Origin of the sequence: Billgrantia tianxiuensis (assembly GCF_009834345.1) — a bacterium.
In the GTDB taxonomy this organism is placed as follows: domain Bacteria; phylum Pseudomonadota; class Gammaproteobacteria; order Pseudomonadales; family Halomonadaceae; genus Halomonas; species Halomonas tianxiuensis.
The window spans coordinates 357,914-371,594 of record NZ_CP035042.1 but is presented as its reverse complement, the minus strand read 5'-3'; the positions used below and the strand labels follow the sequence as shown (position 1 = coordinate 371,594).

The window sequence follows — 13,681 nt, the reverse complement described above, 5'->3', positions numbered from 1 at the left end:
TCCTAGACGGCTCACCGTATGAAGCGCCCCGAACGTTGGGCACTAAATCCCAACATTCGGGGTACAGTACAAAGGAGCGATAATTAATACTGACACGCCCACAGTAACCGGTTAACTCACGTACCCAAACAGCCTTGGCAGAAAGAGTGACAGTGCCGGCCAGTAGGTGGTGATCAGCATCACAGGCAGGGCAGCCAGCAGCATGAAGCTGAAGGCGGGCCGTATGACCTGTGACATCCCGACCCGGCCAATTCGGCAACTCATGAACAGAATGGGAGCCATGGGAGGGCTATTGCAGCCAATGACGACACTGGTACCCACGATGGCAGCAAAATGCACTGGATGAACACCGATACTCTCCATGACCGGCAGCAGCAACGGGCTGAGGATGGCCACGACACTCACGTCATCCATGATCATTCCCATCAGGATCAGGAAAATATTGACCATGAGCAGAATCATCAACTTGTCCTTGAACAATTCTAGAAGCAGTTCCGTTAGTTGCTGTGGCACTCGCTCGAAGGTGAAGATTCGACTGGCCACGAAGGAAAAGAGCAGGATTATCATGATGACGCCAGTCGTCGTGGCGGCCTGGATAAAGCACCGCGCGAGAGTCTTCATGTCGAGGTCACGATAGACGAACATACCGACGGGAATGGCATAGACGACAGCGATCGCTGCCGCTTCAGTGGGCGTGAAGATGCCACCGTAAATCCCACCCAGGATGATGACCGGAAGCATCAGGGCGGGAAGGGCTTTCCAACCTGTACTGCCAATATGACGAAAACGGTCACTCAAGGCGAGTGTTTGAGGGGTATAGGTAGGATTATTACGCATCTTGATGGCGTTGATTATACATAGAAATATAATCAGCAAAATGCCCGGACCGATGGTAGCCAGGAATACGGCCGCAACGGACTGCCGAGTCACCACAGCGTATAGAATCATGGTGATGCTGGGCGGAATCAGCAGACCAAGCAGCGAAGAGATCCCGACCAGGGCAGTGGAATAGGGTCGGCTGTAGCCGTGCTTCTCCATTGGATCGATCATGATGGTGCCAATCGAGGCTACTGCCGCCGACGCTGTCCCAGATATGGCACCGAAGATACCACACGCCATCACCATTGAGGTTCCCATACCACTGCGGGATGAGCCGACGATTGCCTCGACGAAACGTAAAAGCCTGGCTGCAATGCCACCTGACTGCATCAAGTACCCCGTCATGATGAACAACGGAAGAGCCAGCAATATAATGGAATTGATAGACCAAAAACCCGTTGTCATTAATGATGATATATTGACATCATAGGCAAACGAAAGAACGAGAGTCATGGCGGCGAACGAAAACACGACCGGCACGCCTATTACCATTAATAATATGACCGCACCTATCGCTAACAAGGCACCCATAGGTTTCTCCGATTATTGTCAGGCAGTCTCTTCAGGAGGGACGCCTTTGTGGGCTATAAATCAGGCTTTCCTGAACATCTTGCTGACATCATGAACGAAGTCTCGAAGCACGTAGAGCAACAGTAGCACGCTCGCGACAAGGAGGCTTACCTGTGAAAAATATTGTGGGATACCGAACACAGGTGTGACCTGCCCTTTCTCGAACCCCCAGGAAAAAAGGCTATAGCTCCAGTTAACGAAAAACACCGCCATGACCAACGACAGGCCTGTGGCGATAAGTCTCATTACATCGTGCAGAACTTCATTATCGGAAAAGGCCTGAAAGAAATCAGCACTGAGATGAGATCTTTCCCGCGATGCCAAGGCTGCCCCAAGCATGTATAACCACATGGCGGCCATTAGCACCAGCTCTTCAAGGCCAAATACCTGTATGCCAAGCAGCGCCCTAAATACAATGCCACCCACCATGGAAAACGCAATAAAAAAACCCAACACCGTAACGGCCACGTTTATAACAGCCGCCAGTGCATTGTCGATACGGGAACATAACTCTATGATAGCTTTCATTGTATTACCCCAAAGGTATCGAACATGGAGTGGCCCTCACCAGCAGAAGCCACTCCATGTCACCCGGCAGGTATTATTTTTTAATTGGGTTCTGAGGCATGCTCGCGGACGGCGGCCATGACATCCTCTCCCAAAGACTTCTCCGCCTCGACCCATACGGTCTCGCGAACACGTTCGACCCAAGCGGCCATCTCTTCATCGGAGGGCACGATATACTCCATGCCATCTTCCTGGGCCTTCTGGATCCACTTTTCGTCCTCGGCCCTGGCGTTCGTGAACTGCTCATTGGCGACGATTTCCACGGCATTCGCGATGATACCGCGATCTTCTTCGTCGAGCTCATTCCAGGAATCCTGGTTCATCAGGAAAGTATAGAATGAGAAGTTATGCTTGGAATGGACGAAGTAGTCGAGCAGGTCATTGAAGTAGGTATAATCCCAGTAAATGACATTACTGGAATCACCATCGACGACTCCTGTCTGAATGGAGGTGTAGACCTCGGACCAGTCGATGGGAACGGCCTGGAACCCCATGGCCTGGATGGTTTGAGGCAGCGGGAAGATGGGCTGCGAACGGAGTTTGATTCCCCGTGCGTCTTCATAGCTGGTCGCATAAGTATTTCTGGTGGCAATGCCACCGAAACCTTCCGGGAATGGCCCCAGGTACTCCAGGCCGATGTCCGAAAGGATGGGTCCGATGACCTCCGATACCCAACCATCCTTGCCATAGGCTTCCAGCGCTTCTTCCCAGCCCAAGGTCAAGTAGGGCAGCTGCAGTACGCCAAGCCGCTCATCGTAGGAAGTTTGCGGCCAGCCAAGGAAGAGGTCGATATTCCCCATGACCAGCTGATCGAAGAGTTCCTGCGGACCACCGATCTCTCCCTGATAGAAGACATTGATGGTAATCCTGCCATCAGACTGTTCCGCGACGAGATCGGAGATCCTTTTGACCGCCATGCCTTGAGGCGATTCCCGGTCACCCGACTCAGTGACCATATTAAGCTTTAACTCCTGATCGCTTGCCCAAGTAGAAGCGGAAAAACCAAGAGCGGCGATAACAGAGACTGCAGCCATGCTCGTGAAAATTTTCTTTGAGCATTTTACTTTCATCACACATCTCCAGCGATATTTTATAGTTGGGATTCATCTCTTACTTGGTCAATCGATCACGACCAAGCATTTTTTCAAGCTATAGCTGTAGCAAAGGTAATGGAAACGACTTTTCCTCCGTACAAAGCAAAACCTGAAGTTATGGTTGATGCACACCGTCGTGCACGGCTCCGAGCAATCGTCATCCGCTAGGCGCGAAGGACGATTGCCGTTCAGGATCCGCTAGTTGGCTAGCCTTGGATCAGGACAGCTGGATCCAGGTCGTCTTGAGCTCGCAGTACTGGTCGTGGGCGTAGACCGACTTGTCCCGGCCACCGAAGCCAGACTGCTTGTAACCGCCGAAGGGTGTGGTGATGTCTCCCTCCGAGAAGCAGTTGACGGAGACGGTGCCGGCCCGAATCGCCCCGGCCATGCGATGCACCGTGTTGAGATCATCGCTCCACAGCGAGGCTGCCAGGCCATAGCAGGTGTCGTTGGCGATGGCGACGGCCTCTTCCTCGGTATCGAAGGGAATCACCGCCAGCACCGGCCCGAAGATCTCCTCCTTGGCCACCGCGGCATCCCGAGGCACCTCGTCGAAGACGGTTGGGGCGACAAAATAACCGCCGCTCTCCTCGCGCATGCGCATCCCTCCGGTCACCAGGGTCAGCCCATCGGCCTTGGCACGCTCGATGTGACCCAGAACCTTGTCCATGTGGTCCTTTTCGATCAACGCACCGAGATTGACCTCGGGATCCAACGGATCGCCGGTGGCCCATTCCTCCTCGAGCTGGCGCTGCATCTCGTCGATCAGCGCATCCTTCACCGACCGGTGCACGATCAGGCGCGAACCCGCCGAGCAGTTCTCGCCCATGTTCCAGAACGCAGCCGCCAGGACATTGCTCGCCACCGTCTTGATGTCGCTCACGTCAGGCATGACCACCTGCGGATTCTTGCCCCCGCACTCCAGCACGATCCGCTTGAGGTTGCTGGCCGCCGAGTATTCGAGGAAGCGACGGCCGATTTCGGTGGAACCGGTGAATGCAACCAGGTCGATATCCGGGTGCAAGCCAATGGCCTTGCCGGCCACATGACCAAGCCCCGGCACGACGTTCAACACGCCGGCCGGAATGCCGGCCTCATGCGCTAGCTCGGCTAGCCGCAGGGTGCTGAGGGAGGTCAGCTCGGCAGGCTTGAGCACTACGCTGTTACCCGTGGCCAGGGCCGGCCCCAGTTTCCAGCCCGCCATCATGGCGGGGAAGTTCCACGGCAGCACTGCACCCACTACACCGATCGGCTCGCGGGTGACCGTGGCCACCACGCCTTTGGCGGTAGGCGCGACGGCGTCATAGAGCTTGTCGACGGCTTCGGCATGCCAGCGAATGGTGTTGGCGGTATCGGGAATATCGACGTTGAAGCACTCACTGATCGGCTTGCCCGCCTCGAGGGATTCGAGAACGGCCAGTTCTAGGCAGTGCTCCTCGATCAAGTCGGCGAAGCGCTGCATGGTGGCCTTGCGCTCGGCGGGTGCGAGGCCCGACCAGACGCCGGCCTCGAAGGCACGACGGGCAGCCTGGACCGCGAGGTCCACATCGGCGGAATCGCAGGCGGCGACTCGCGTCAAGCACTCCCCGGTGGCTGGATTGAGTGTCTCGAGTGTTTCGCCGGAACTCGCGGGAACGAAGCGGCCGTCGATGAAGGCCAGGTTGCGGTACTCGAGTCGCTCGACCTGGCTCTTGATGGCCTCCCGCGTCAGGTTCTCGGACATTGTTGTTCTCCTCGTGTGGGTGGGTCAGAGTTCGGTTCCGGCTTGCCACTCCTTCCAGGCAAGGGTTGAACGCACCCCTATACCGAGCAGTGGCTCGGGGGGGTTTGACTGTGGCTTGGGCTGCTCCAGCATGATGTCGAGCAGTTCGCTCTCGATCCCGAGTGCGTACTCGGCGATCAATTTTCCGGAGATCGTGCCGCGCGTCAGGCCCAGTCCGTTCTGGCAAACGGCACTGTAGACGCCAGGGGCGATCTCGCCGAACGGCGTGCCTCCATTGCGGGTCAGGCACAGCGCGCCTCCCCAGGTGTATTCCATCTCGACGTTCGGCAGCATGGGGAAGCGTCTTTCGAAGGAACGGCGATGGATGGCACGCACTCGTGCCAGCCGGTTTTCACTGGTGCTGACACTGGGGTTGTAGGTAAAGCAATTGCGGATGCAGATGCGCCCGTCGCCCATGCGCCGCACCGTCGTGCCCATTGGGTCGGCCGGTATCAGGCCCCAGCACGCCTCGCCCCCAGTGCCGCCAGCTCTTGCGCATTGAGAGGGCGGGTCAGGCTGCCGTAGGTGTAGACGGGCAGAAGCCGGCCCTTGAGCCCGAGCTGACCGAACTGGGCGGCATAGGCGTTATTGGCCAGCACCAATCGGGGGCCTTTAGCCTGCCCTTGTCGGTCACCAGCTTATGGGGCCGGCCCACCTCGATCTCGCGGACGGGGCTGTCTTCGTAGAGGCGTACGTTCTCCGGCAGGCTGGCCCCGAGTCCGCGAACCAGCGCAGCCGGCTGCACCAGCACGGCGCCGGGGGCGTGCACTCCGGCACGATAGAAGTCGGTGCCGGTTATTGCCTTCATCTCGCGGGTGTCGAGTTCGCGATAGGGCTCGCCGAGAGCTGACAAGCCCTTGGCGAACGTCTCCAGGGCCTGTACCGCGCGACCCTCTACCGCGCCGTGCAGCTTGCCCTGCTCGCGCCAGTCGCACTCGATGGCATGCTGCTGCACGATCGAACGCATGAAATCTATCGCCCCACGATTGAGCCGGATGAGCTTGCGATCGGCGGACTGATCCCCGGTGTAGTTGTGCGAGTTCAGATCGTGCGGCAAATCCACCATGAAACCGGAATTCCGCCCGGCGGCCCCGAAACCGACACGCCGCGCATCCACGATGGCGATGGCAGCGTTCGGCTGCAGCTCGGCCAGCCGGCGTGCAGCGGCCAGACCGGCCAACCCTGCCCCCAGCACCACCCAGTCGGCCTTGACCTCGCCCCTGAGCGGCGTCGATGCAGGCGGCGGCGGCAGCAGTTCATACCAACCGCAACGCCCGTCATTCTGTGGCAGGAAACGACATTTCAGCTGCATGGATCGAATCTCCGGCGCCCGTTATCAGCCGCGGTGTTGCACCAGGGCGTCATAGGTACGCTGGAAGCTGGCCTTCTCGGCTTCGTTCAGCGGCATCAGCGGTGAGCGCGCAGCCCCTACGGGCAGCCCGGCCAGCTCGCAGCCATACTTGATGTACTGGCAGAACTTGCCCCCCTGCTCGAGCAGGTTCAGCATCGGCAGCAGGCGAGCAGCGAGTTCACGTCCGGTGACGAAGTCCTGGTCGACGACACAGGCCTGGTACAACGCCACATGTTCCGGCGCCAGGAAGTTGGAGGCACCCCGACCCAACTGCGCGCGCCCCAGACGAAGAATTCCAGTACCTGATCGTCCATGCCACAGCTCAGTTGGAGCAGGTCGGAAAACTCGTTGGCCAGGGCATGCATGCGCTCGACCGAACCGGTGCTCTCCTTGATGGCTTGAAAATTCGGGCGGTCGCGCAGGGCCTCGATGAACTCGAAGCTCATGGGGGTGCCGGTGCGGTCGGGGAAGTTGTAGAGCATGGTCGGCATGTCGAGGGCATCGTCGATACGCTGGACATGCGTCAGTAGCTCCTCCTGAGTCGGCTGGCAATAATAGGGAGCCGCCACCAGGATGGCATCGAAACCGGCCGCCTTGGCATGTTGCCCGAGTTCGAGACTCTCTTCAGTGGTCGTGGCATTGATGCCTGCCATGATCGGAATACGCCCCTTGGCATGCCCTGCGACGAAATCGAGGACTCGCTTGCGCTCATCCCTGCTCAACGCATAATACTCGCCGGTCGTACCGCCAATGATCAGGCCATGCACCCCCTGGTCTATCAAGGTGTCGATTACCTTGCCCAACGTTTCGAGCTGGATGGCACCCTCTTGGGTGAAGGGCGTTACGACGGGGGTCCAGATACCATCGAAGTTCATATAAGCACCTTTATGATTATTCAGGGGAAAGGAACGGACGTTAGAAATGATGGTACGCGGGCGACTCTTCCCCGAAGAAGCAACATTTAATCCAGGCAAAGCATGACTAGATGTTATGCTCATACCTTCGTAGCAAGGCGGCATACGGCACCGACAGGTCAACCGGCATATGACGACACATACCGATCCCGATCAGAAGCTCCTCAAGATGCCATCGCTGCGCGCGGTGAGGTCCTTCGTGGCGGCAGCTAAATACCAAAACTTCACCCGCGCTGCCGAGGCACTATGCGTTACCCAGGCGGCCATCAGCCGGCAGATCCGTGAACTCGAAAGCCACCTGGGCACGCCCCTGTTCAAGCGAGCCGGTCGCTCGGTCGAATTGACCCATGCCGGTTCAATTTTCTTCGATGCAGCACAATTATCCTTCATTAATATTGCCCAGGCCGCAGAACGTATTCAGAAGGACCATGGCAGCAGTGCCAGGCGCACCCTCACGCTATGTTGTTCCCCAGCCTTTTCGGCGCTGTGGATGTCACATCGGCTGCCCAGCTTCTTCAGTGACAATCCAGACATTGACCTCAATCTGGTCACGACCCAGAACTTCCTGACCATGGAACCGGGGGTCAATCCAGACATCTTCATCACCAAGATGTCGCGGGTACGGAATGGCTATATCAGCATTCCGTTGTTTCATGACCGGATATATCCTGTGTGCACGCCGTGTTACCTCGAGGCTCATCCAGAGATCCGTAACCTCGAGGGACTACGAGATGGCGTGCTGCTCAACCTGAGTCCATATGGCCGCTCCCAGGTGGCCGAGCACGTGGACTGGGGGGTATGGCTCGCCATTCATCATCTGGACATTGAGGATCGTCTGTCCCAAGGACCCCATTATTTCAACGCCAACGATTACAATTTGCTGATCCAGATGGTGCTCAATGGACAAGGCGTCGCTTTGGGCTGGCACCATCTCGTCGGCCCGCTGATTGACCAAGGCCTCTTGATCAGGCCCGTCGAGCAAGAGGTCGTGCTGGAAGAGACGCACCATTACATGGCCTACCGTGAGGACAAGGGAGACGAAGAGGCCATGACTCGCTTCCGGAAATGGTTCCTGCAGCAGAGCGGGGTGACACAGGAACCCGACTCTGCGCCAAAACGGACCTGCTAAGGCCACTCGGACTGGCTTGGCTCAATCAAGATCAGGCTCTTCGGCTCCGGCAAACCTTCTGACCTGAGCGCATCACGCGCTCGAAGCCAGAGCCAGGTGGCTACGTGTACATTAACCAGACACCGGTGTACACTTCATCCTTTCGCTGGCGCCTACCTGCTGCGCTGCGCCCCGGATGAGGGAGAAACCATCTCGATGCCGCCTGGCAGTGATAGCAACACTAAATGGAAAGGCTCCCGCGATGCCTGGCTCGACGCCGCCTTCGAGCTGCTGCTCGACTCCGGTGTGGATAGCGTGCGTATCCTGCCGCTGGCCAAGCGGCTCGATGTCTCGCGCACCAGTTTCTACTGGTTCTTCAAGGATCGCGAAGCGCTGCTCGACGCCCTGATCGAGCGCTGGCGGGAGAAGAACACCCAGGGCCTGGTGCGCCAGACCGAAGCCTATGCCGAGAGCATTACCGAGGCGATTCTCAACGTCTTCGACTGCTGGCTGGACCCCAAGCTGTTCGATTCCCCGCTGGAGTTCGCCATGCGCAGCTGGGCGCTGCAGTCGGATGAGGTGGCCAAGGAAATCGACATGGCCGACGAGGCGCGCATCGAGGCACTGACGCAAATGTTCGAGCGCTACGGCTTCGAGCCGCTGGCGGCCAACGTGCGCGGCCGCACCATCTACCTGACCCAGATCGGCTACATCTCAATGAAGACCCAGGAAACGCTCGAGGTCCGCATGCAGCGTATTCCCGCCTATGTCGAGATCTTCACCGGGCAGGCGCCGCAACCCCGCGAGCTGCAGCGCTTCCAGGCCCGGCATGGTCGTGCGATGGAAGACGCACAAGCGGCATCAGGCACTGCCGGTCACTGATCCAGCCGCTCCTCGAATGCCGGCAGAATCTCGAACAGGTCGCCCACCAGGCCGTAATCCGCCACCTGGAAGATCGGCGCCTCTTCGTCCTTGTTGATCGCCACGATCACCTTGGAGTCCTTCATGCCGGCCAGGTGCTGGATGGCACCGGAAATACCCACGGCAATGTAGAGCTCCGGCGCGACGATCTTGCCGGTCTGGCCCACCTGCATGTCGTTGGGCACGAAGCCGGCGTCCACCGCCGCCCGCGAGGCCCCGATAGCGGCACCCAGCTTGTCGGCGATGCCGTCGAGCAGCTTGAAGTTCTCGCCGCTGCCCATGCCGCGCCCGCCGGAGATGACCACCTTGGCCGCGGCCAGTTCGGGACGGTCGCTCTGCGCCAGCTCCTGCTTGATGAAGGTGGACTGGGTGTTCTCGGCCACGACCTCGACGCTCTCGATGGCGGCACTATTCCCTTCGCCCACGGCATCGAAGCCGGTGCTGCGCACGGTGATCACCTTGAGGCTGTCGGCACTCTTGACCGTGGCGATGGCGTTGCCGGCGTAGATCGGCCGCTTGAAGGTGTCGGCGTCGACCACCTCGACGATTTCGGAGAGCTGGCTGACGTCCTTCAGCGCGGCAACCCGCGGCAGCACGTTCTTGCCGGTGGTGGTGGCGGCAGCCAGCACGTGACTGTAGCCATCGGCCAGCTCGGCCAGCAGCGCGCCCATGGGCTCGACCAACTGGTGGGCGTAGACGGCGTTGTCGGCCACGCGGACCTTGCTCACGCCGTCGAGCTTGGCAGCGGCCTCGGCCACGGCGCCGACGTTCTCGCCGGCGACCAGCACGTCGATGTCGCCGCCGATGGACGCTTTCAACTTCTCGGCAGCCGCCACCACGTGGGCGGTGGCGCCAACGAGCTGGCCGTCGTGATGGTCGGCGAGTACCAGGATGCTCATGCGATCGGCTCCCCTCAAATCCCTATTTTCAAAGAACGGTTCTCAAAGAACCTTGGCTTCGTTCTTGAGTTTGTCCACGAGCTCGTCGACGGAGCCCACCTTGATGCCGCCCTTGCGCTCGGCCGGTGACTCGACCTTGAGCAGCGTGAGCCGGCTGGCCACCTCGACGCCGTAATCGGCCGGACTCTTGACGTCGAGCGGCTTCTTCTTGGCCTTCATGATGTCGGGCAGCTTGGCGTAGCGCGGCTCGTTCAAGCGCAGGTCGGTGGTGACGATGGCCGGCAGGGTCAGCTCGACGGTCTGCAGGCCGCCGTCGATCTCGCGGGTCACCTGGACCTTGCCACCGTCCACCTTCACCTCGGAGGCGAAGGTACCCTGGGGCAGGCCGGCCAGGGCGGCGAGCATCTGGCCGGTCTGGTTGTTGTCGGTATCGATGGCCTGCTTGCCGAGAATGACGAGACCGGGCTGCTCCTCTTCCACCACCTTGGCCAGCAGCTTGGCCGCGGCCAGCGACTCGACGCGCTCCTCGGTCTCGGCTGACGTATCGATATGCACGGCACGATCGGCACCCAGCGCCAGCGCGGTGCGCAGCTGCTCCTGGGCGGCCTTGGGGCCGATGGTCACGGCGACCACTTCCGTCGCCACCCCGCGCTCCTTCAGCCGCACCGCCTCTTCCACGGCGATCTCGCAGAAGGGGTTCATGGCCATCTTGACGTTGGTGAGGTCGACGTCGGAGTGATCCGGCTTGACGCGGATCTTGACGTTGTAGTCGATGACGCGTTTGACCGCGACGAGGATCTTCATGGTTCTCTCCTGGCTTCTGGCTCCTGGCTCCCGACTGCTGCTTACTTCTCGACGAAGGCACGCTCGATGACATAGTCACCCGGCTCGCCCTGCTGCGGGCTGGCCTGGAAGCCCAGGTCGTCGAGCATGGCGGTAAGATCCGAGAGCATGGCGGGGCTGCCGCACAGCATGACCCGATCGGTCTCGGGGTTGAGCGGCGGCCGACCGATGTCGGCGCACAGCTTGCCGCTCTCGATCAGCGTGGTGATACGGCCCTGGTTGCGGAACGGCTCGCGAGTCACGGTGGGGTAGTAGATCAGCTTGTCGCGAATCTCCTCACCGAGGAATTCGTGCTCAGGCAGTTCGTCGACGATGTGGTCGTGGTAGGCCAGCTCGCTGACGTAGCGCACGCAGTGCACAAGCACGACTTTCTCGAAGCGCTCGTAGACCTCCGGGTCCTTGATGATGCTCATGAACGGCGCCAGCCCCGTGCCGGTACTCAGCAGGTAGAGATGCCGGGCCGGGGTCAGGTCATGGACGACCAGGGTGCCCACCGGCTTGCGGCTGACCATGATCTGATCGCCCACCTTGAGGTGCTGCAGGCGCGAGGTGAGCGGTCCGTCGGGCACCTTGATGCTGAGAAACTCGAGATAGTCGTCATGATTGGCACTGACGATGCTGTAGGCACGCATCAGCGGCTTGCCACCCACTTCGAGCCCGATCATCACGAAGTGACCGTTCTCGAAGCGCAGCGACTGGTCGCGGGTGGTGCGGAAGCTGAACAGGGTGTCGTTCCAGTGGTGGACGCTCAGTACGTCGGCGGTTCCGATAGCAGCCATGAGGATTACCTCCAGTCGTCTTGCATCGCAAGCGATGCGGTTCAGGCCACCGGCAGCAGCGCCAGCAGGCCCATCACGGTGAGTACCAGCGCTGCGCTCAGGGCGCAGAGCAGCGACAGCGGACGCCAGCCCTGGGCCAGCAGGTCGCGCAGCGAAGTTCGCATGCCCAGCGCCGCCATGGTCACCAGCAGGCACCACTGGGAAGCGCTGACGAGCAGGTCACGCAGCCCCTGGGGCAGCAGCCCCAGGCTGTTGGCGGCGAACAGCGCGACGAAGCCGAGCAGGAACCAGGGGAATTCGCCGGCACCGCTCTGACCGCGACGCAGCAGCAGGCCGATCATCAGCACCAGCGGTACCAGCAACGCCACGCGCAGCAGCTTGGTCAGCGTGGCCACGTCGCCGGCAGCGTCGGAGACGAGATATCCCGCCCCGGCGGCCTGGGCCACGTCATGGATGGTGGCGCCGAGGAACAGCCCGCTGACGATGTCGCCGTAGCCGAGCAGTGCGGTGAGCGGTGGCAGGCCGAGCATGGCAAGCGTGCCCAGCGCAGTGATGCACACCACCACGCCCAGCAGGCGGCGCTCCTCGAGGCGGCCGGCAGGCAGCACGGCGGCCACCGCCACCGCCGCCGACACGCCGCAGATCGCCACCGCCGCCCCGGCCACCAGGCTGTGCGGCGCCGGCAAGCCCAGGCAGCGCCCCAGCCACAGCGCCGCGGCGAGGATCAGCGGCACGCTGGTAAGCACCACTGCGAGCGGCAGCCAGCCGATCTCCTGTAGTTGTGTCAGGCCGATGCGTGCGCCGAGCAGGGCCACGCCGATTCGCAGCACCCGCCTAGCACAGAAGCCGACACCGGCCTGCAGGCGCGCCTCACCGGCCTGGCTGGCGAACCCGAAGCCCAGCAGCAGTGCGAGCAGCAGCGCCGGAGCGCCGTAGTGCTCGGCCAGGAAGCTGCCGGCCAGGGCCAGCACGAGGCACAGCGAAACCCCGGGATAGAGGCGCTTGAGCGCGGCCCAGGGCGGCGCCACGGCAAGCGGCATGGGCGAGTTCATCACGCCGTCTCGCCCAGTTCACGCAGATAGCCCCAGGGAAACACGCCCCGGCTGTGGCCATCGGAGAAGAACAGCTGCAAGCCGCTGACGCCGAAGGGCTTGGCGTCGACCACGGTGATGTCGGCGTCGTACAGCGCCAGCCGCCCGCTGCGCTTGGCATGCAGGCAGCTCGAGCAGGCGCAGGCGGCCCGCAGCGCCAGGCAGGAGAGCGTGTCTGTGCGGCCGTCGGGCCAGCGGATCTCCACCTCCCGCTTGCGGCGATTGAGGTGCACGCCGTCGGGCGGGGCAATGGTATGGCGCAGATGTTCCGGAACATCGGCGATAGCCGTCATGACAACCTCCTGACGATCAGATTGGTGAAACGGGTGACGGTCGATCACGCAGGCACAGCATGGGCACCTCCGCGGGCGGCGCGGGCGCGACCACCTCGACCATCGGCCGGGCGCTGTCGCTGACGCTGACGCTGGCTCCCAGCACGATGACGAGCAGCGCGACGCGCGCGCGGCAACTCGTCATGACAAGTTGGCGCACGCGTCAGCGCTCCAGGTACTGCAGCTTCTCGCCCCGATCGACCCAGAGATCGGCCTCGCCCAGCGGCAGCCGGGCCTCGGCGATCACCGGCCACACCTGGGCGAGTTCGGCATTGAGATCGAGGAAGTGCGCCTGGTCGGGCGGCAGCTCGTCGGCGGCGTAGATCGCATCCGCCGGGCACTCGGGAGCGCACAGCGAGCAGTCGATGCACTCCACGGGATCGATGACGAGGAAGTTGGGGCCCTCGTGGAAGCAGTCCACCGGGCACACTTCCACGCAGTCGGTGTACTTGCAGCGGATACAGTTCTCGGTCACGACATAGGTCATTGTCACGTCTCCTCAGGAATGCAGAGGGAGCAGGCCAGGCAGGCGTACCGCCTGGCCAATACGCGTAGTGCGTCATTCCCTTTC

The 13,681-nt window shown here is 61.0% G+C and carries 15 protein-coding genes and 1 pseudogene; 2 read left to right on the top strand and 14 right to left on the bottom strand.

Annotation, left to right across the window (positions count from 1 at the left end):
* Window positions 1–111: 111 nt before the first annotated feature.
* From EKK97_RS01695 to dapA, 7 genes and pseudogenes are all read right to left on the bottom strand, one after another.
* Window positions 112–1,410 carry a TRAP transporter large permease gene (locus EKK97_RS01695; RefSeq protein WP_159548302.1) on the bottom strand — a complete coding sequence of 433 codons (1,299 nt, stop codon included), beginning with the start codon at window positions 1,408–1,410 and terminating at the stop codon, window positions 112–114.
* 60 nt (window positions 1,411–1,470) lie between these two features.
* On the bottom strand, window positions 1,471–1,977 hold the full coding sequence (locus tag EKK97_RS01690) for a TRAP transporter small permease (RefSeq protein ID WP_159548299.1): 507 nt from the start codon (window positions 1,975–1,977) through the stop codon (window positions 1,471–1,473).
* 80 nt (window positions 1,978–2,057) lie between these two features.
* The gene (gene dctP, locus EKK97_RS01685) at window positions 2,058–3,086 is read right to left on the bottom strand and encodes a TRAP transporter substrate-binding protein DctP (protein ID WP_234286956.1); all 1,029 of its coding nucleotides are present in this window, start codon (window positions 3,084–3,086) and stop codon (window positions 2,058–2,060) included.
* Window positions 3,087–3,327: 241 nt separating this feature from the next.
* Window positions 3,328–4,833: an aldehyde dehydrogenase gene (locus tag EKK97_RS01680; RefSeq protein WP_159548297.1), complete on the bottom strand. Its 1,506-nt coding sequence runs from the start codon at window positions 4,831–4,833 to the stop codon at window positions 3,328–3,330.
* 24 nt (window positions 4,834–4,857) lie between these two features.
* Entirely contained in the window at window positions 4,858–5,289 is a 432-nt protein-coding gene (locus EKK97_RS24185; protein WP_236551352.1) for an FAD-dependent oxidoreductase, read from the bottom strand.
* A gap of 94 nt (window positions 5,290–5,383) precedes the next feature.
* Window positions 5,384–6,184, bottom strand: coding sequence for an NAD(P)/FAD-dependent oxidoreductase (locus EKK97_RS24180; RefSeq protein WP_236551351.1), 801 nt, complete (start codon window positions 6,182–6,184; stop codon window positions 5,384–5,386).
* A gap of 24 nt (window positions 6,185–6,208) precedes the next feature.
* Window positions 6,209–7,098, bottom strand: a pseudogene (gene dapA / locus EKK97_RS01670) (4-hydroxy-tetrahydrodipicolinate synthase).
* Window positions 7,099–7,267: 169 nt separating this feature from the next.
* On the opposite strand from dapA, the gene EKK97_RS01665 reads away from it, so the two are divergent.
* Together EKK97_RS01665 and EKK97_RS01660 are read left to right on the top strand one after the other, a co-directional pair.
* Window positions 7,268–8,266, top strand: coding sequence for a LysR substrate-binding domain-containing protein (locus EKK97_RS01665; protein WP_159548295.1), 999 nt, complete (start codon window positions 7,268–7,270; stop codon window positions 8,264–8,266).
* 195 nt (window positions 8,267–8,461) lie between these two features.
* Window positions 8,462–9,127: a TetR/AcrR family transcriptional regulator gene (locus EKK97_RS01660; RefSeq protein WP_159548293.1), complete on the top strand. Its 666-nt coding sequence runs from the start codon at window positions 8,462–8,464 to the stop codon at window positions 9,125–9,127.
* On the opposite strand, the gene EKK97_RS01655 is transcribed toward EKK97_RS01660, so the two are convergent.
* Genes EKK97_RS01655 through fdxA form a run of 7 tightly spaced genes read right to left on the bottom strand, consistent with a single transcriptional unit; the run spans window position 9,121 to window position 13,597 of the window.
* Window positions 9,121–10,065 carry an electron transfer flavoprotein subunit alpha/FixB family protein gene (locus EKK97_RS01655; protein WP_159548291.1) on the bottom strand — a complete coding sequence of 315 codons (945 nt, stop codon included), beginning with the start codon at window positions 10,063–10,065 and terminating at the stop codon, window positions 9,121–9,123. The two genes, EKK97_RS01660 and EKK97_RS01655, sit on opposite strands and share 7 nt — an antisense overlap.
* Before the next feature lie 42 nt (window positions 10,066–10,107).
* A complete protein-coding gene (locus EKK97_RS01650) occupies window positions 10,108–10,869 on the bottom strand; it encodes an electron transfer flavoprotein subunit beta/FixA family protein (protein WP_159548289.1) in 762 nt (253 codons plus the stop codon).
* A gap of 41 nt (window positions 10,870–10,910) precedes the next feature.
* Complete coding sequence (locus EKK97_RS01645) at window positions 10,911–11,687, bottom strand: ferredoxin--NADP reductase (protein ID WP_159548287.1); 777 nt, start codon at window positions 11,685–11,687, stop codon at window positions 10,911–10,913.
* Between the two features lie 41 nt (window positions 11,688–11,728).
* The gene (locus tag EKK97_RS01640) at window positions 11,729–12,739 is read right to left on the bottom strand and encodes a YeiH family protein (protein WP_159548285.1); all 1,011 of its coding nucleotides are present in this window, start codon (window positions 12,737–12,739) and stop codon (window positions 11,729–11,731) included.
* Entirely contained in the window at window positions 12,739–13,071 is a 333-nt protein-coding gene (locus EKK97_RS01635) for a DUF971 domain-containing protein (protein ID WP_159548283.1), read from the bottom strand. Before EKK97_RS01635 ends, EKK97_RS01640 begins: the two co-directional genes overlap by 1 nt.
* A gap of 16 nt (window positions 13,072–13,087) precedes the next feature.
* Window positions 13,088–13,270, bottom strand: coding sequence for a hypothetical protein (locus EKK97_RS01630; protein ID WP_159548281.1), 183 nt, complete (start codon window positions 13,268–13,270; stop codon window positions 13,088–13,090).
* 3 nt (window positions 13,271–13,273) lie between these two features.
* The gene (fdxA, locus tag EKK97_RS01625) at window positions 13,274–13,597 is read right to left on the bottom strand and encodes a ferredoxin FdxA (protein WP_159548271.1); all 324 of its coding nucleotides are present in this window, start codon (window positions 13,595–13,597) and stop codon (window positions 13,274–13,276) included.
* Window positions 13,598–13,681 lie beyond the last annotated feature (84 nt).

Coding starts and splice junctions, on each gene's coding strand:
- EKK97_RS01680 (WP_159548297.1), bottom strand. CDS start 4,833: ATGTCCGAGAACCTGACGCGGGAGGCCATCAAGAGCCAGGTCGAGCGA.
- EKK97_RS01655 (WP_159548291.1), bottom strand. CDS start 10,065: ATGAGCATCCTGGTACTCGCCGACCATCACGACGGCCAGCTCGTTGGC.
- EKK97_RS24185 (WP_236551352.1), bottom strand. CDS start 5,289: ATGGGCGACGGGCGCATCTGCATCCGCAATTGCTTTACCTACAACCCC.
- EKK97_RS01650 (WP_159548289.1), bottom strand. CDS start 10,869: ATGAAGATCCTCGTCGCGGTCAAACGCGTCATCGACTACAACGTCAAG.
- EKK97_RS01660 (WP_159548293.1), top strand. CDS start 8,462: ATGCCGCCTGGCAGTGATAGCAACACTAAATGGAAAGGCTCCCGCGAT.
- EKK97_RS01690 (WP_159548299.1), bottom strand. CDS start 1,977: ATGAAAGCTATCATAGAGTTATGTTCCCGTATCGACAATGCACTGGCG.
- EKK97_RS24180 (WP_236551351.1), bottom strand. CDS start 6,184: ATGCAGCTGAAATGTCGTTTCCTGCCACAGAATGACGGGCGTTGCGGT.
- EKK97_RS01635 (WP_159548283.1), bottom strand. CDS start 13,071: ATGACGGCTATCGCCGATGTTCCGGAACATCTGCGCCATACCATTGCC.
- fdxA (WP_159548271.1), bottom strand. CDS start 13,597: ATGACCTATGTCGTGACCGAGAACTGTATCCGCTGCAAGTACACCGAC.
- dctP (WP_234286956.1), bottom strand. CDS start 3,086: ATGAAAGTAAAATGCTCAAAGAAAATTTTCACGAGCATGGCTGCAGTC.
- EKK97_RS01640 (WP_159548285.1), bottom strand. CDS start 12,739: ATGAACTCGCCCATGCCGCTTGCCGTGGCGCCGCCCTGGGCCGCGCTC.
- EKK97_RS01695 (WP_159548302.1), bottom strand. CDS start 1,410: ATGGGTGCCTTGTTAGCGATAGGTGCGGTCATATTATTAATGGTAATA.
- EKK97_RS01645 (WP_159548287.1), bottom strand. CDS start 11,687: ATGGCTGCTATCGGAACCGCCGACGTACTGAGCGTCCACCACTGGAAC.
- EKK97_RS01665 (WP_159548295.1), top strand. CDS start 7,268: ATGACGACACATACCGATCCCGATCAGAAGCTCCTCAAGATGCCATCG.